15 protein-coding genes are annotated in these 15,692 nt (G+C 70.3%); 3 read left to right on the top strand and 12 right to left on the bottom strand.

Annotated features, from left to right (window positions below):
* Positions 1-160 precede the first annotated feature (160 nt).
* Positions 161-1,087 (bottom strand): ADP-ribosylglycohydrolase family protein, encoded by a 927-nt coding sequence (locus SPR02S_RS44915; protein WP_019063604.1) that lies wholly within the window; start codon positions 1,085-1,087, stop codon positions 161-163.
* 56 nt (positions 1,088-1,143) lie between these two features.
* Here SPR02S_RS44915 and SPR02S_RS44910 point away from each other — a divergent pair, with 56 nt between their 5' ends.
* Entirely contained in the window at positions 1,144-1,665 is a 522-nt protein-coding gene (locus SPR02S_RS44910; protein WP_019063603.1) for an AAA family ATPase, read from the top strand.
* Positions 1,666-1,674: 9 nt separating this feature from the next.
* Here the strand turns inward: SPR02S_RS44910 and SPR02S_RS44905 are convergent, their stop codons facing one another.
* From SPR02S_RS44905 to SPR02S_RS44895, 3 genes are all read right to left on the bottom strand, one after another.
* Positions 1,675-2,862 (bottom strand): acyl-CoA dehydrogenase family protein, encoded by a 1,188-nt coding sequence (locus SPR02S_RS44905; RefSeq protein WP_026151454.1) that lies wholly within the window; start codon positions 2,860-2,862, stop codon positions 1,675-1,677.
* A gap of 80 nt (positions 2,863-2,942) precedes the next feature.
* Positions 2,943-4,028, bottom strand: coding sequence for an MSMEG_0565 family glycosyltransferase (locus tag SPR02S_RS44900; protein WP_019063601.1), 1,086 nt, complete (start codon positions 4,026-4,028; stop codon positions 2,943-2,945).
* Positions 4,025-4,861, bottom strand: coding sequence for a carbon-nitrogen hydrolase family protein (locus tag SPR02S_RS44895; protein ID WP_019063600.1), 837 nt, complete (start codon positions 4,859-4,861; stop codon positions 4,025-4,027). Before SPR02S_RS44895 ends, SPR02S_RS44900 begins: the two co-directional genes overlap by 4 nt.
* A gap of 161 nt (positions 4,862-5,022) precedes the next feature.
* Here SPR02S_RS44895 and SPR02S_RS44890 point away from each other — a divergent pair, with 161 nt between their 5' ends.
* Positions 5,023-6,228 (top strand): RNA-guided endonuclease InsQ/TnpB family protein, encoded by a 1,206-nt coding sequence (locus tag SPR02S_RS44890; protein ID WP_019063599.1) that lies wholly within the window; start codon positions 5,023-5,025, stop codon positions 6,226-6,228.
* Between the two features lie 13 nt (positions 6,229-6,241).
* Here the strand turns inward: SPR02S_RS44890 and SPR02S_RS44885 are convergent, their stop codons facing one another.
* The 8 genes from SPR02S_RS44885 to SPR02S_RS44850 all read right to left on the bottom strand — a co-directional run bounded on the left by SPR02S_RS44885 (position 6,242) and on the right by SPR02S_RS44850 (position 13,313).
* Entirely contained in the window at positions 6,242-7,096 is an 855-nt protein-coding gene (locus SPR02S_RS44885) for a carbon-nitrogen hydrolase family protein (protein ID WP_019063598.1), read from the bottom strand.
* The gene (locus SPR02S_RS44880; protein WP_245607734.1) at positions 7,093-8,559 is read right to left on the bottom strand and encodes an MSMEG_0567/sll0787 family protein; all 1,467 of its coding nucleotides are present in this window, start codon (positions 8,557-8,559) and stop codon (positions 7,093-7,095) included. Before SPR02S_RS44880 ends, SPR02S_RS44885 begins: the two co-directional genes overlap by 4 nt.
* Complete coding sequence (locus tag SPR02S_RS44875) at positions 8,529-9,620, bottom strand: MSMEG_0568 family radical SAM protein (RefSeq protein ID WP_245607733.1); 1,092 nt, start codon at positions 9,618-9,620, stop codon at positions 8,529-8,531. The genes SPR02S_RS44880 and SPR02S_RS44875 overlap by 31 nt, the downstream gene beginning before the upstream one ends.
* A 10-nt stretch (positions 9,621-9,630) precedes the next feature.
* Positions 9,631-10,152 (bottom strand): MSMEG_0572/Sll0783 family nitrogen starvation response protein, encoded by a 522-nt coding sequence (locus SPR02S_RS44870; protein ID WP_019063595.1) that lies wholly within the window; start codon positions 10,150-10,152, stop codon positions 9,631-9,633.
* A 42-nt stretch (positions 10,153-10,194) separates the two neighbouring features.
* Positions 10,195-11,010: an amidohydrolase family protein gene (locus SPR02S_RS44865; protein WP_019063594.1), complete on the bottom strand. Its 816-nt coding sequence runs from the start codon at positions 11,008-11,010 to the stop codon at positions 10,195-10,197.
* A 47-nt stretch (positions 11,011-11,057) separates the two neighbouring features.
* On the bottom strand, positions 11,058-12,374 hold the full coding sequence (locus SPR02S_RS44860) for an MSMEG_0569 family flavin-dependent oxidoreductase (protein WP_019063593.1): 1,317 nt from the start codon (positions 12,372-12,374) through the stop codon (positions 11,058-11,060).
* Positions 12,371-12,676: an MSMEG_0570 family nitrogen starvation response protein gene (locus SPR02S_RS44855; RefSeq protein ID WP_026151451.1), complete on the bottom strand. Its 306-nt coding sequence runs from the start codon at positions 12,674-12,676 to the stop codon at positions 12,371-12,373. The genes SPR02S_RS44860 and SPR02S_RS44855 overlap by 4 nt, the downstream gene beginning before the upstream one ends.
* A 145-nt stretch (positions 12,677-12,821) precedes the next feature.
* A complete protein-coding gene (locus SPR02S_RS44850) occupies positions 12,822-13,313 on the bottom strand; it encodes a hypothetical protein (protein WP_019063591.1) in 492 nt (163 codons plus the stop codon).
* A 203-nt stretch (positions 13,314-13,516) separates the two neighbouring features.
* Here SPR02S_RS44850 and SPR02S_RS44845 point away from each other — a divergent pair, with 203 nt between their 5' ends.
* Entirely contained in the window at positions 13,517-15,664 is a 2,148-nt protein-coding gene (locus SPR02S_RS44845; RefSeq protein WP_019063590.1) for an MMPL family transporter, read from the top strand.
* Positions 15,665-15,692: the final 28 nt, after the last annotated feature.

Raw genomic sequence — 15,692 nt, 5'->3', positions numbered from 1 at the left:
AATGTCGTCGTCGACGGCGATCGCGTCACCTGGAAGCAGGCGGTCACCAAGCCGTTGCGCCTGAACCTGACCTTCGCGGTCACCGTCGAGGGCGACGCCCTCACCGGTATGTCGAGAGCCGGTCGCCTCCCGGCCTCGAAGGTCACCGGTCGACGTCGGGTCACCGGGACGGACTGACCTGCCCGGCCCAGCCGCTCCACGCCGGGATCGCCTCGCACGCCTCCCGCCAGGCTGCCGGGATGCCACTCGTGCCGGTGCGTGCCGCGACCACACCTCCGACGATCGCGCAGGTGGTGTCCCGGTCGCCCCACCCGGCGACGGTCTGCCACAACGCCTCGGGCAGATCGTCCAGTTGACCCGCGGCGGACCACAGGGCGAACGGCACGGTGTCCGGGGCGGAGATGAGCGTCCCCGAGCCCAACACGGAGGCCGCGTGCCGTACCGACGTCCGCTCGGAGAAATTCGCGGCGACCAGCAGGCCGGAGCGGACATCGCTCTCCGGCACGTGCGAGGCGACCTCCCGCAGGAACTCGGCGCGTGGCGCGGCCTGTTGACCCTCCCCGGCGGCCGCGATCGCGGCGGCGACCGCCACGGCCACCGCCCCGGCGACGGCCTCCGGATGGGCATGGGTGGTCAGCGCGGACAGCCGGGCCTGCTCGGTGGCGGCCACCAAGTCGCCCCGGAACCAGGCCCCCAGTGGGGCGACCCGCATCGCGGCGCCGTTGCCGTAGGACCCCTGTCCGCCGAACTGTCCGGTGGTGACCGCCTGCCAGTCCTCGCCGTCGCCGATGCGGCGCAGGATGCTGTGCATGGACGGACCATACCCCCGACTCGGGTCCCGGTGGTACTCGGCTGCGAACTCCCGTGCGAGGGCGTCCGGTTGGACCTCCCCGTGGGCCACCAGGTGGGCGAACAGGACGAACGCCATGGCCGAGTCGTCGGTCCACGACCACGGCGCGGGGCGCAGTTCCCGCGCGGTCAGCAACTCCTCGGCGGACTCGTCGGACCGGGTGAACCAGCCGTCGCCGAAGGCGTCTCCCGTCACCAGGCCGTCCAGGGAGGCGTGGGCGTGGTGCGGACTGCTCATGGCGGGGCTCCTGTTGATGATCGGCGGGCACCGCACATCCTAGTTAGTGTGCGTGGATGGAGAAGATCCTGGTGGTCGGGGCGACAGGTGCGGGCAAGTCGACGCTCGCGCGGGCCGTGGGCGAGCGGCTCGGCGTGCCGTACCACGAGATGGACACCCTCTACTTCACCGGCCCCGACTGGACCGTCAACGAAGCCCTGACCGACGACGTCCTGCGGCTCACTTCCGAACCCCGCTGGATCATCGACTCGATCGGCTCGCCCGAAGTCCGTGATCTGCTCTGGGAGAAGGCCGACACGGTGCTCTGGCTGGACTACGCGCGACGCGTGATCATGCCCCGGGTGCTGCGCCGTTCCCTTCGGCGGACGGTCACCCGCGAGAGGATCTTCGGTGGGAACAGGGAGACTTGGGCGGGCTGGCTGAGCCGGGAACACCCGGCCTGGTGGGCGTGGTCCCAGCACGCGGGGCGGAGGAGCGAGATCGAACGCCGTATCCGCGAACCCCGCTTCGCTCCCCTCGCCGCGCACCGGTTCGCCCGGCCCGACGACACCGCCGCCTGGCTGGCGACTCTGGGATGAACGACCCGGTCAGAGGAACGGCGTGCCCGCGTCGAGTCCCGCCAGCACCCGGCCGTACAGCTCCAGGTTGGTGGTCGGGTTGACGAAGGAGTGCAGGCTGAGCGCGTGCAGGTCGCGTACGGCCCGCTGGACGGGGACGTCCCGGTGGAGGGAGGACGCTCCGGAGGCGGAGGCGATGAGGTCTACCGCCTCCTTGCACAGGCGTGTCGTGTAGCCGCTCTGTGCGCGGATCCTGGCCCGGTCCGCCTGGGTGTACGACGGGTCGCCGTTCTTGGTCGCGGCCTCGATCCGGGCGACGAACTCGCCGGTCAGCAACTCGGCGCAGGAGATCTTCAACGCAGCCTCGGCGACCTGGAGATGTGTGACGCCCGCCTCGTACTGCCGCTCGTGGAAGGTGTACGTGATGCCCCGATGGTGGATGCGCTCGGTGAACTCCGCGAGGGCGGCCCGGGCCAGGCCCAGCGCGTTCGGTGCCGTCCAGGCGCAGAACAGCAGCAGCACCGGCATCCGGTAGAAGGGGTCGTCCGCGTTGGCCTTGGAGGCCGACTCGCCGCGCAGCAGAGCCCCTACGGGCAGCACGCGGTGCGCGGGCACGAACACGTCCCGTGCGACGACGCTGTTGCTGCCGCTCCCCGCCAACCCCGAGACGTACCAGTCGTCGAGGATCTCCAGATCGGACATCGGCACGGCGGTCCACAGCACCTCGGGCAGGCCGCCGTCGGACTCGACGCGGGCCGTCAGGAGGTGCCAGTCGGCGTTCTGGCAACCGGTGGCGAAGGCCGAGGTGCCGTTGACGACATAGCCGCCGTCCGTCGCGACCGCGACGGCGTCCGGGATGAGCGTGCCGCCGATCCGGACGTCCGGGCTGGTGAAGATCTCGTCCTGGGCCTCGTCCGGGAAGAGCGCGGCGATGTACGAACACCCGGCCTGGTTCAGCGCCATGAAGCCGGTCGAACCGCACCCGGCGGCGATCTCGCCCAACACCTCGACCTGCGTGCTCAACCGACTCTGGTAACCGCCGTACCGCCGGGGGACGTTCATCCGGTAGACACCGGCGTCCGTCAGCGCCGCCACCGCTTCCCCGGTCACCCTTCTCTCCTGCTCGGTGCGCAACGCGTGCTCGCGGAGGAGGGGTTGTATCGCCTGTACGCGTTCGACGAGGCCGGTGTCTGACGGGGGCGTGGATAACGGAGCCATGGACGACCTCCGGGCGCGACGGGCCCTCACCGTGACGCGGATCGGGTGAGGTGTCAACGCCCTTGTTTGACAGGGGCTGTTCATGGGCGAGGGTTCAGGGACCGGTAGAAGTCGAGGTGACTGAGGGCCGCCGCGTCCCAGGTGTGGCGGGCGGCGAGGGCACGCCCGGCTGCGACGCGGACGGGGTCCTCGTTTGTGAGCGCGCGGCCGAGTTCGGTGGCCAAGTCCTGCGGTGTGGCGGCGAATTGGGCAGCCCCGCCGAACACTTCACGCAACACGGGCAGATCCCGCACGACCAACGGAACCCCCGCCGCCAACGCCTCCATGGCCGCGAGACCGAAGCCCTCCTTGAGGGACGGGAACGCGAACACGTCCGCCGCAGCCACCAGCGATGGCAGCTCGTCCTCTCCGACCTGCCCCAACACCACTGGTTCTACGGCGAGTTCGGCGGCCCGCGCTTCCCAACTCGCCCGGTAGTCGCGGTAGTCGAAGAGCGTCTCGCCGCCCGCGGTCACCAAGCGGACGTTGGGACGGGTGGCGCGCAGGAGGGCGTAGGCCTCCAGGAGGTCCAGTGAGCCCTTGCGGGGTTCGATGCCGCCGACGGTGAGGATGTACGGGCCGAGGCGGGAGCGCCAACTCGCCCGCGCGGCAGGGTCGGTAACCGCGAAGCGGTCGTACGCGACCGCGTTGGGAATCACCCGGGCGTTGATGCCCCAGCCCTTGGCCAGTTCCCGCGCGACCGCCCCCGATACACAGACGTGCGCGTACGGCTCGACGATCGCGCGCTCGTGGCAGGCGGCCAGTTCGGGGGTGGTGAAGTGGTCGAGGTGGTGGACCGTCCGGACGCAGCGGCCGGCCGCGTTGGCGCTGATGCAGTCCTGGGCGTGGACGATGTCGTAGGGCGTGGGGTCGAAGGCCGTGCGGAGGGTGGCGATGGAGCGCAGGATGCGTTCGCCGACCGTCTCTGCGGGCGGGCCGTCGGGGAACGGGACGATCTGGACGCGGACCGCCGGGTGCACCGGGCGGAAGAAGCCCGCGTCGCCGCCCCGGCCCAGGGTCCACACCGTGACGTCCTCGCCCAGTGCCGCGAGGGCCTCCGCGAGGGCGAGGGTGTGGACGACTCCGCCGCGCGGCTTGGTGGAGTAGCTGAGCAGGGCGATCTTCACGTACGGGACTCCCGGTAGGCGTCGGGGCGGCGTTCGTCGAGGTGGCGCAGGACGCGGCGGGCCCGATCGGTCTCGGCGGCGACGTCGATCTCGGCGACGGCGAGGCCGGCCTTGGACCAGGTGCGGGCGAGGATGTCGCCGCCCGGGCCGACCACCTTGGCCTGGCCGAGGAAGCGCATGCCGCCCATCGCACCGGTCTGGTTCGAGGAGGCCAGGACGACCTGGTTCTCGGCGGCGCGGGACTGGTCGTAGAGGTCGAAGAGGCGGGCCTGGCGGTCCTGGGCCATGCGTGGGGCGCGGTTGGTGATGCTGGTGGGCCAGGCGGAGAGGCAGGCGAGGATCTCGGCGCCGTCGAGGGCCAGCGAACGGGCCGACTCGGGGAACGTCTTGTCGTAGTCGATGAGCATGCCGAGGCGGCCGACCGGGGTGTCGAAGGCGTCGAAGCGGTCCCCTGCCGTGTACGCGGCGACCTCGCCGGCCGGGAGGTGGACCTTGCGGTGCCGGCCGAGGATGCCGTCGCCGCTGACGCAGACCGCGGCGTTGTAGCGCTCGGTCCCGCCGTCCTCGCAGTAGCCGACGCACACCACCATCTCGGCTGCCAGCCGGGCGACTTGGAGGATCAGTGGGTCGTCCGGCTTGAGGGCCGGGGGGAGGGTCTGGGGGTCGGGGTGGCGCAGGTCGGCGAGGTAGCCGCCGAGGGTGGCGTCGGGCAGGACCAGCAGTCCGGCGCCGTTGCCGCGGGCGTCGTCGATGAGTTTGGCGACGCGGGCCAGGTCGAACTCCAGGTCGCGGCCGAAGTGGGCGGCCGCGGCCGCGATCCGGACGGTGCTCATCGGGGCTCTCCTTCGTGGATACCCCCGGCCTCGGCCGGGGGAGGAAGCGAAGCTCCTGCGAAGCTGGGCAGGAGAAGCTGGTTCGCCGTCAGGGCGGATCGGTGTGCACCGTCCACCGGCCGACACCCGCCGCTCACACAGGGGTTGATACGGTGTGAGGTATGGCGCGGCAGGTCAAGCGGGCGTTCAAATACCGCTTTTACCCCACGAACGAGCAGGCAGCTGAGTTGTCGCGTACGTTCGGCTGCGTCCGCCTCGTCTACAACAAGGCGCTGGAAGAGCGCACCCGGGCCTGGTGCGGGGAGCAGCGCCGCGTCTCCTACGTCCAGTCGTCGGCCGCGCTGACTCAGTGGAAGAAGACCGAGGAACCGGCCTTCCTGACGGAGGTGTCCTCGGTCCCGCTCCAGCAGGCGCTGCGGCATCTTCAGACGGCGTTCGGGAACTTCTTCGCCCAGCGTGCGAAGTATCCGCGCTTCAAGTCCCGGAAGAAGTCGCGGGCGTCGGCCGAGTACACGCGTAGCGCCTTCACGTGGCGCGACGGACAACTGATTCTGGCGAAGATGGCCGGTGCGCTGGACATCCGCTGGTCGCGTCCGCTGCCCGAGGGCAGCGAGCCGACCACGGTGACTGTGTCCCGCGACGCGGCGGGTCGCTGGTTCGTGTCGCTGCTGTGCGACGACCGCATTGCTCCGCCTCCGGCCACGAAGAACGCGGTTGGCATCGACGCCGGCATCACGTCCCTCGTGACCCTGTCCACCGGCGAGAAGGTCACCAACCCGCGTCACGAGCGCCGTGACCGTGCTCGTCTCGCCAGGGCGCAGCGGGAACTGTCCCGGAAGGCCAAGGGCTCCGCGAACCGCGAAAAGGCCTGCCGCAAGGTCGCCCGCGTGCATGCGCGGATCGCCGACCGGCGCCGCGACTTCCTGCACAAGCTGTCGACTCGTCTCGTCCGTGAGAACCAAACGGTCGTGATCGAGGACCTCACCGTCCGCAACCTGCTGAAGAACGGCGGGCTCGCACGCGCCATCAGTGACGCGTCGTGGACGCAACTGCGCTCCATGCTGGAGTACAAGTGCGCCTGGTACGGGCGCGAACTCGTCGTGATCGACCGCTGGTTCCCCAGCAGCAAGCTGTGCGGGGCCTGCGGCACGGTCGCGGCGAAGATGCCGCTGAACGTCCGCGAGTGGACGTGCGACTGCGGCGCCGTACATGACCGCGACATCAACGCGGCCCGCAACATCAAGGCGGCCGGGCTGGCCGTCTCGGCCTGTGGAGACGGTGTAAGACCTCAAGGGAGTACTCCTGGCGGGCAGTCGTCGGTGAAGCAGGAACCCCCGCGGGCGACCGCTGGAATTCCCCGCTTTTAGGCGGGGGAGGAAGTCAAGCGGTGACTGCTCCCGGGGCTGGTCCGTAGGTCTCGGGCCGCCGGTCGCGCAGGTGTCCCATCGACCGGCGGGCGGTCTCCAGAGCCTGTGCGACGTCGAGTTCGGCGACGGCGATGCCGGCCGTCACGCCCGTGTCGGCGAGGATCTCACCGCCCGGGTCGACGACCTTGGCACTCCCGACGAAGCGTAGCGACCCGAACGTGCCGGCCTGGTTGGCGGACAGCCACACGATCTGGTTCTCCAGCGCCCGCGCCCGGTCGAACAGGTCGAAACGCCGCTTCCAGCGGTCCTGTTCGAGATCGGCGCTCGCTTTGGTGCGCGCGCCCGGCCAGGCCGACACGCAGACCCCGATCTCGGCGCCGTCCAGCGCCAGGGCCCGCGCCGACTCCGGGAACGCCTTGTCGTAGCAGATCATCATCCCGAGCCGACCGACCGGTGTGTCGAAGGCGTGGAAGCGGTCGCCCGAGGCGTAGCTGGCGTCCTCGCTGAGGGGTTGGTGGACCTTGCGGTGGTTGCCGAGGACGCCGTCGCCTGTCACGCAGACGACGCTGTTGTACTGGCGCCCGTCCTCTGCGGCTTCGCAGTATCCGGCTACGACCGTCAACTCACCGGCCAGCGCGGCCAGTCGGCGGACTTCCGGGCCGTCGAGGGCGAGCGCGGGCGGGCCCTCGTCCAGCTCGCTGTCGTCGTCCAGGCTGAGCAGATAGCCGCCCAGGCACGCCTCGGGTAGCGCGAGGAGCCGTACACCCTGCTCGCCGGCCTCCTTGATGAGCCGTTCGACGATCGCGAAGCCCTCTTCCAGGTCGCGGCCGAACTCGGCGGACACGGCCGCCATCCGCAGCGTGCTCATGCCGTCCCCATTCCGGTCACCTCGGAGGCGACCGCCTCGGTGATCTCTCCGTCGGGCCAGCGCAGCCCGACCCCTTGCCCGGCGGTCAACTCCCCGCACACAGCACCCGTTGCGGGCCCGGCGGGCAGCGGGTGCGCGTCGGGGCCGTCGGCGGTGAGCATCGCGAAGCCGGGGAAACAGGTCAGCCAGTCGCCCATCGAGGCGTTCGTCGGACGCGGTACTTCGGCCACGTCCAGCACCGCCCCGCAGCCGCTCGCCTCGGCGAGCATCCCCAGCGTCCCGGCGATCCCGGCCATCGACACGTCCTTCGCGGCGGCGGGTCGCGCGGCGGCCACCGCCCTTGTCATGGTGAGGAGTTCGTCCGTGCGACGGAGGGTGGTCGAGTCCCACTGGCGGCCCCGGTAGCCCGCGCGCCAGTCGCCGCCGAGGTCGGCCGTGAGCCGTACGGCATGCCCTCGGCGTCCACCGCCGCCGGGCACAGGTCGGTCGGTGCGGCCGAGCGCGGTCACCGACAGGGCGGCAGGGACGCCGAGTTGGGTGTGACCGCCGAGCACCGGGACGCCGTACGCCTGCGCCGCCCGGGTCAGTCCGGCGAGGATCAGAGCGGCGTGTGTCGCATCGCGTGCGCCCACCGCGTCCAGCAGGCCGACCGGTGAAGCTCCCATCGCCGCAAGGTCGTTGACGTTCACGAGGACCGCGCACCAGCCCGCCCACTCGGGGTCCCGTTCGACCATCGACGGCACGATCGCGTCGCACGCGGCGATGACGTCGGTGCCGGGGACGGGTGCGCCGTCGTCGCCGACGAAGCCGGGCGGTGCGGGGAGTTCGGCGAGCAGCGGGCCCAACGCGGCTTTCGTGGCCGCGACTTGGGACGCGATCCGTGTGATGGGCCAGCGCATCAGGACGTGTGGAGTGCCGGCGACTTCCGTGGCCCGCACCGACTGCCAGCCGAGCCGTCTGAAGAGCACCTCGTTGCGGGCCTGTACGGTCGCGTCGAACCGCAGGACACCCTCCGCCTCGGCGCGTGCGCAGGCCGCCCGGACCAGTGCCGCGCCGATTCCGTGCGGGCCGCGTGCCTGCGGGGCGACGACCAGTCGGCCGCCCTGCCACCAGCCGAGGTCGGGACCGTCGTCGACCGGGCCCAGCCGCACCCCGCCGATGACCGTGCCGTTCGGGGCCCGGGCGACCAGCACGACGGTACGCGCGTCGGCGTCACGGTCGTCGAGGTCGTCGCCGGTGAAGAGTCCCTGTTCGTGGACGAAGGTCTCCGTGCGCAACCGTCGGTAGGCGGCCAACTCGGCGTTGTCGGCGGCCTGTTCGATGTGGAACGCGGGACGGCGGTCGAGTGTGCTCCGGTCGCCCAGCAGGGCCAGGATGTCGACCGGTCCGTCCGACGCGAGGGGTGCCGTGGAGCCGTCGAGGTACACGGCCATCACCCGCCCGCCGACTGCAGAACACTGCACGCACCGCAGGCCGCGCAGCCCGCCTTCTGGTCGGCGCCGCTCATCCCGGCGGCGCGGAGTTTCGCCGCGACGCGCTCGGTGACGTACGTCAGGAGTTCGGCGCTCGGTGCCGGGATGCCGTCGCGGGCGGCGAGCGTGCCGGCCATCGGGCGGAACGGGACGACGAACGGGTACACGCCCCGGTCGATCAACTCGCCCGCGCCCGCGATGAGTTCGTCCGGGTCCTCGCCGAGTCCGACGAGCAGATAGGTGGAGACGCGATTCGGTCCGAAGATCCGCACCGCCTCGTCCCACGAGGCCTCGTACTCGGTCATCGGGACTGTCGACTTGCCCGGCATCCAGCGCCGCCGTACCTCCTCGTCGAGGGACTCGACGTGGATGCCGATCGTGGCGGCCCCGGCGTCGTGCAGCTCACGGATCCAGGCGAGGTCGCCGGGTGGTTCGCACTGCACCTGGATGGGCAGGCCGGGCACCGCTTCGAGGACGGCGCGCACGGAGCGGACGAGATTGCGCGCGCCCCGGTCGGGGCCGGCAGTCGTGCCCGTGGTCATGACCATCTGTTTGATCCCGTCCAACCGGACGGCCGCTTCGGCGACTTCGGCGAGCTGCGCCGGGGTCTTGGCGGCGACCGCGGCGCCCGAGCGGAGGGACTCCTCGATGGTGCAGAAGCGACAGCGGTCCGACTCGGCGTAACGGATGCAGGTCTGGACGACGGTGGTGGCGAGGACGTCGGCGCCGTGGAGGCGGGCGATGTGCTCGTAGGAGGTGCCGTCTGCGGTGGTCAGGTCGTAGAACTTCGGGCGGCTCACGGCGGTCAGGGCGAGGCCGGTGTCCTGGTCGCCCAGCCATACGCTGCCGTCGCGTACGCGGTAGGGGCTGGCCGGGTTGGTGGGCAGTGCGGCGTTGGCACCGTCGACGAGGACGTGACCGTCGCCGCTCGGACCCGCGCCGTCGGGCCGCCGTACGGGGGCGTCCAACGCGACGCCGTGCAGGGCGAGTTCGGCGCGGGTCATGATGCGCACATCCACCGCCGTACTCGTCGATTCGGTGCCAACGCTCACAACGGCCCCCTTACAGCTGGTAGGTGGAGTTGATGATGGCGCCCTTGCGCGCGTAGTGGATCAGCGCGTCCTGGACGTCCAGTGGGTGGGTCGGGATGACCCCTTCGATGAGGTCCTCCTCGCGAGCCCCGTGCAGGGACAGGCCGAAGCGGCAGCAGAAGACCTTGCCGCCCTCGGCGATGAAGGTCTTGAGCTGGTTGTTGATGTTGTGCTCGCCGGGGAAGGCCGAGTTGCCGGTGGTCGGGAAGCCGCGCGTGGCAAGGCAGTTGAGGGAGCCCGGGCCGTAGAAGTAGATGGCCGTCTCGAAGCCCTTGCGCAGGGCGCGGGTCGCCTGGAGGACCGCGACGAAGGAGACCGAGGACTCGTGGGCGATGCCGTGGACGAGCGTGAAGTACGTCTCGCCGTCCTCGGCCTTGTAGTCGGGGAACACCTTTGTGGCGCCGTAGATGCTGGTGCCGTCGGGGAGCGACGGGTGGGGGATCTCGTTGAGGGACCGCTGCTCGATCTCGCTGAGTTCGACGGTTTCGGACATGGCTGTCTCCTTGTACGTACCGGACTTGAGAGGGGAGGTCGGTCAGTCGTAGAGGGCGGCGAAGGTGTCCTTGAAGACCAGGTCGCCGAGTTCGCCGCCGCCGGTCGCTTCGGCGAGGCGGGCGTACTCGCCCGTGAAGTCGCCCCAAGGCTGGTCGCTGGCGAAGAGCACCCGGTCGTGGCCGATGCCGCGGCGCTCGATCTCCCGGGCCAGCCAGCGGGGAGTGAAACCGATGGCCCAGGAGAGGTCGGTGTAGACGTGCTTGCCGGCGGTGATCCAGTCGAAGAACCGGGAACCGGCGAGCTTGATGTGGCCGCTCATCCCGCCGCCGAAGTGCACGAGATGGACGGGGACTTGGTCGGCGTACCAGTCAACCAGGTGGCCGACCTCGTCGATGTCGGAGGCGGCACCGGGGGAGGTGTGGACGTGCACCACCAGCCCGTGCCGGGCCGCCACGGCGAAGATACGGTCCAGGTGAGGGCGGCAGGCCGGATCCGTCGGGCGGCCGCCGAGCAGGAAGCTGAGCTTGAGCGCCTTCACGCCCCGCTCGCCCGCCAACTCCAGTGCCTGGGTGGTGCGTTGCTCGTCCTCGGGGCGCGGGGAGACCCAGAGGCCGGCCCGAATACGGTCGTCGGTCTGGGCGGCCTCGATCACCAACTCGTTGAAGGAGAAGGCGATCGCGGGGTCCGGGACGCCGTAGTTCGGGATGACCAGAGCGCGTTCGGTGCCCTCCGCGTCCAGGTCGGCGATGAGTTGCTTGACCGTGGCGCGGGCGGTGGTGTCGGGGTTGACCGGCGGGCCGCCGTAGAAGGGGTAGGCGGGCAGGACGCCGATGTGGCGGTGCGCGTCATGGACCATGAGTGTCGTCCCGTTCCTCGTCCTCTTCGTCTCCTCTTTGCTCCGCCTCAGCCGATCGGGAGGGCGGAGGCGAGGTCGGTGGGGGCGCCGGTGAGGGTGCCGCAGACGTCGGCCAGGCGGCGTGACGCCTCGATGTGGTTCGCGAGGAACTCCGCGTCCCTGCCCACCGCTTCGAAGCGTCCCGAGCCCCATGAGTGCTGCCAGGGCAGGCCCAGGAAGTACAGGCCGGGGACACTGGTCGCGCCGCGCCAGTGCATCGGGTAGCCGCGGCCGTCGAAGACCGGTGCTTCTATCCAGCGGTGGTCCCGGCGGAATCCGGTCGACCAGACGACGGACGTGATGTCGGCCTGGTCCAGGTCGAGTTCGCGCGGCTGCTCGTCCGGCTCCCACACGGGTACGTAGCGGGGCTCGTCCGGTGCCGCGATGCCATGGGCGGTGATGTGGGCGTCGATGGCGTCCTTGATGCCCTCCGCCACGGCGTCCGCGTGGTCGAGGTTCACCTTGAGGTCGTCGGCGAACTCCAGTTCCGTACCGCCGACTTCGGTGAGGCGGCCGTACAGCCGCATACCGTCGCGGGCGAAGGCGCGCAGGTCGATGTCGCGGCCTCCGTCGCGTCCGGTGACGTAGTGGTTGACGCGCATCCGGACAGCGCCGGCGTCGTCGAAGTCGTCGATGCTCTTCGCGTAGTGACCCATCTCGTCCAGCCACGCCACACAGTCCCGGCCGCGATAGAAGCGGGCCACGCGCGGGGCGCTGCCGACGGCCAGGTGGACCTGGCGTCCGGCGAGGTGCAGGTCCTCGGCGATCTGGCAGCCGGACTGGCCGGTGCCGACCACCAGGACGGCGCCCGGGGGGAGTTGGGCGGGATTGCGATAGCGCGAGGAGTGGACCTGGGTGAGGGAGTCGGGGAGGCGTTGGGCCATCGGGGGGAGGGAGGGGGCGTGGTAGGGGCCGGTCGCTATCACCACCTGGTCGGCGGTGAAGTCGCCCTCGGTGGTGGCGAGTTCGAAGACTCCGCTCGGGGAGCGGCGCAGCCTCGTGACCGTCACGCCTTCGACCAGCGGCGGGCGGAAGTGGGCGACGTAGCCCTCCAGGTACCGCACGATGTCGTCGCGGACCATGAAGCCGTCGGGATCGTCGCCCTGGTAGGGGTAACCGGGCAGCCTGCACTGCCAGTTGGGGGTCACCAGGCAGAAGGAGTCCCAGCGGCGCTCGCGCCACTCGCGTCCGACCCGGTGGGCCTCGATCACGACGTGGTCGATGCCGCGTTCGCGCAGTTCGTGGCTGACGGACAGTCCCGCCTGGCCACCGCCCACGACGGCCACCGAGTAGTGCGTGCCGGACAGTCGTGTCGCGGGGCTCATCGCGGGTTCCCGTCGGCGCCGGTGAGGGATTCGACCGTGACCTTGGCGCCGCCGATGTCGCCGTACGCGGCGGCCGTCCGTTCTATCCGGGCGAGTTGGTCGGAGGCGCCGGTGCAGAAGAAGCCGAACTTCTCCCGTACCCGGTCACCGGCGATACCGAGTGCCGTACGGCTGCGCTCGACGAATTCGGCGAGCTCGTATGCGGCACCCGGGGTGAAGTAGTCCTCGACTATCGTGGAGGGTGAATAGCAGCGCTGGGTCAGACCGTCGGGCCAGCGCACATCGAAATACATCTCGGGCATGACATCCTCCATGCCGCGCGCCGAGGTCTTGCCACCTCGCCGCTCTCCATGGCGACCAACTTCAGCCCCGGGGATTTCCGAACGAAGTCATCGGGAACAAAGGGGAGTTGCGAAAACCTCACCGTTGCCACAGAGGCAAAGCGGGTCATTCGGTGAGCCGGGTGTCCGCTTCCACGGACGGCCAATGGGCGAGCGAGATCATCCCCATCACCCGGCGTATCAGGTAGAAGGCCAGCGGCAGTTCGACGAACAGCGCCAACGCCGCCGACCACCAGACCTCCGAGGTGCCGAAGGCGAGCGACACGTCGAACCACGCGTCGCAGATCAGCAGTACCGACGTCGTGAGCGCCGCCAATATGACGGCGCGGTTCCGCCGCCAGCCGAGCAGCGCGGTGGACGCCATCGCGACCACGAGCAGGATGTCGAAACCGACCCATGCCAGGCGCCACTGATGGACCTCGTACCCGGACGGCAGCGTCATCGCCAGCAGGACCGTCCACGGGACGAGCCCCACGGCGCAGACGGTGAGCAGCTCCAGGGTGTGCCGCCGGTTCCGCCGTACCCGCTCCAATACGTCGGGCGTGGGAGCAGCCTCCTCCGCCCTGTTGAGGGTGTCGGCGTCTATCGCGTCGTTCACCTCGACTGCTCCGTTCTCAGACTTCCGGTGGTGATCCACTACTACTCACAAGGCAACGCCCCCTCCGGCGCCGTTTCTTCCCGAGGCGGTGGGTGCGGATTCCGCGCTTCCGGATCCCGTCAAAACGGATGGATCGCTCCGATAGCGGAGAAACTGGGCGGCGGGCTAAACTCGCGCAACCAACGATCCGGGGAAGGTCCGGTATGCGACGGTGGGCCGAATTCGTTCTGCGGCATCGCAAAGCGGTGGTGGCGTTCTGGGGTCTGGTGCTGGTCGCCGGCATCCTGCTGGCCGGTCGCACCACGGACCGGCTGACGATCGACTTCTCCCTGCCGGGACAGCCCGGCACCGTGACCGCGCACAAGATCGAGGACGCCTTCGGCAGCGGCGGCGACACCAACCCCTACTTGGTGGCGGTCACCCTTCCGGCAGGGCAGACGATCACCGGTCACGAGGCGGACGTCGGGCGGGTCTTCACGGCCGTCGGCACGGCGGTACCGGGCGTGCGGCTGATCGATGAGGCGAACACCGGTGACAAGGCCTTCCGCACGAAGGACGACCGCACCGCCTACGCGCTGGTGTTCTACCGGTTCAACCCGTCCCCCAGCCAGAAACTGCTGACCGACCCGATCCGGGCGGCGGCGGAGAAGGCCATGCCGGCGGGTGCGGTGATCGGAGTGACGGGCGAGGACGCGCTGGCCTCCGGCGGCGACGACGGGGGCGGGCCCGGTGTGCTCGGCGAGACGCTCCTCGGCGCCGTCGGCGCACTCGCCGTCCTCGCCTTCGTGTTCGCCTCCTTCCTCGCCCTGCTGCCGCTGCTCGTCGCCGCGGTGTCGATCCTCGCGACCTTCGTGATGCTCCTGCCGCTCACCTACCTGACCGACATGTCGTTCATCGTGCAGTTCCTGGTCGCCCTGATCGGCCTGGGCGTGGCGATCGACTACTCGCTGCTGTTCGTCACCCGCTGGCGCGAGGAGCGCGACCGCGGCCGGGACAACCACGACGCCGTCGTGGTAGCGATGCAGCACGCCGGACATGCGATCGTGTTCAGCGGCGTCACGGTGGCCATCGGCCTGCTCTCGCTGGTGGTCCTGCCGGTCCCGTTCCTGCGCAGCATGGGCTACGGCGGCGCGCTCATCCCACTCGCGAGCGTGCTGACCACCCTCACCCTCACTCCCGCGATCCTCGGCGGCATCGGACCGAAGGTCGACTGGCCGAAGATCCGGCACGAGAACCGGGCGAGCCGGTTCTGGAGCCGCTGGACCGCCGCGGTCGTACGGCGCCGCTGGATCGCGGCCGCCGCCGCACTGGCCGCCCTCGCGGCCCTCGTCGGCGTCTTCCTCGGCATCAAGATCGGCCTCGCCTCCTCGGAATCGCTGGCCAAGAACGGCCCGGCCTACGACACCCTGCAGACCCTGGAGCGCGGCGGCGTCCCGACCGGCGCGCTGACCCCGATGGAGGTCCTGGTCAGCACCGACCAGGCGAAACCCGTCGCCGCCGAGTTGACCAAGGTCGACGGCGTGACCAGCGTGCTCGTGCCGACCGGGCCCGCCGGCAACCAGGGCGGACAGAGCATCGTGGTCGTCATCCCGGACACCGAGACCGTGAACTCGAAGAGCGTCGATGTGGTCAGGCGGGTCAAGAGCGCCACCGAGCACCTGCCCGGTGTCGTCGGTGTCGCCGGCGTCGGCGCGGCACAGATCGACTTCCTGCACGCCGTCTACGGCAACTTCCCGCTGATGCTCACGATCATCGCGCTGCTGACGTACATCCTGCTCGTGCGCGCCTTCCGCTCCCTGCTGCTGCCGCTGAAGGCGGTGCTGCTCAACCTGATCTCGCTGGCGGCGACGCTGGGCCTGATGGTGCTGTTCTGGCAGGACGGCCATGGCTCCAACACGCTCTTCGGCATCGCCGCGACCGGCGCCGTCACGTTCTGGATCCCGATCATGATCTTCGCGTTCCTGTTCGGACTGTCCATGGACTACGAGGTGTTCATCCTCTCCCGCATCCGGGAGGAGTACGACGCCGGCCACTCGACCGACGACGCGGTCATCGAGGGCATCGGCCGCACCGGCCGACTCGTCACCAGCGCCGCACTCATCCTCTTCCTCGCCTTCGCCGCACTCGCCTCGGGACCGGGCACCGATCTCAAGACGCTGGCGACCGGCCTCGGCATCGGCATCCTGCTGGACGCGACCATCGTGCGGATGCTGCTCGTTCCCTCCCTCGTCTCCCTGTTCGGAGGCTGGAACTGGCACCTGCCCGGCTGGGCGGCCCGCCCGCTGCGGGTACAGCCGTCCTATCCGCACCCGGAACGGTCCGCGCCCGGGCCGACCCCACCGGCGGACTGACGGGCCGCCCTGCGATTGCCTCGTCCGG

The sequence above is a fragment of the Streptomyces prunicolor NBRC 13075 genome (genome assembly GCF_000367365.1).
Lineage (GTDB): Bacteria > Actinomycetota > Actinomycetes > Streptomycetales > Streptomycetaceae > Streptomyces > Streptomyces prunicolor.
Note: the sequence above shows the minus strand (reverse complement) of the source record. Positions and strands in the feature narration are given on the sequence as shown.

Coding starts and splice junctions, on each gene's coding strand:
- SPR02S_RS44915 (WP_019063604.1), bottom strand. CDS start 1,087: ATGAGCAGTCCGCACCACGCCCACGCCTCCCTGGACGGCCTGGTGACG.
- SPR02S_RS44890 (WP_019063599.1), top strand. CDS start 5,023: ATGGCGCGGCAGGTCAAGCGGGCGTTCAAATACCGCTTTTACCCCACG.
- SPR02S_RS44910 (WP_019063603.1), top strand. CDS start 1,144: ATGGAGAAGATCCTGGTGGTCGGGGCGACAGGTGCGGGCAAGTCGACG.
- SPR02S_RS44845 (WP_019063590.1), top strand. CDS start 13,517: ATGCGACGGTGGGCCGAATTCGTTCTGCGGCATCGCAAAGCGGTGGTG.
- SPR02S_RS44860 (WP_019063593.1), bottom strand. CDS start 12,374: ATGAGCCCCGCGACACGACTGTCCGGCACGCACTACTCGGTGGCCGTC.
- SPR02S_RS44905 (WP_026151454.1), bottom strand. CDS start 2,862: ATGGCTCCGTTATCCACGCCCCCGTCAGACACCGGCCTCGTCGAACGC.
- SPR02S_RS44895 (WP_019063600.1), bottom strand. CDS start 4,861: ATGAGCACCGTCCGGATCGCGGCCGCGGCCGCCCACTTCGGCCGCGAC.
- SPR02S_RS44855 (WP_026151451.1), bottom strand. CDS start 12,676: ATGCCCGAGATGTATTTCGATGTGCGCTGGCCCGACGGTCTGACCCAG.
- SPR02S_RS44865 (WP_019063594.1), bottom strand. CDS start 11,010: ATGGTCCATGACGCGCACCGCCACATCGGCGTCCTGCCCGCCTACCCC.
- SPR02S_RS44870 (WP_019063595.1), bottom strand. CDS start 10,152: ATGTCCGAAACCGTCGAACTCAGCGAGATCGAGCAGCGGTCCCTCAAC.
- SPR02S_RS44885 (WP_019063598.1), bottom strand. CDS start 7,096: ATGAGCACGCTGCGGATGGCGGCCGTGTCCGCCGAGTTCGGCCGCGAC.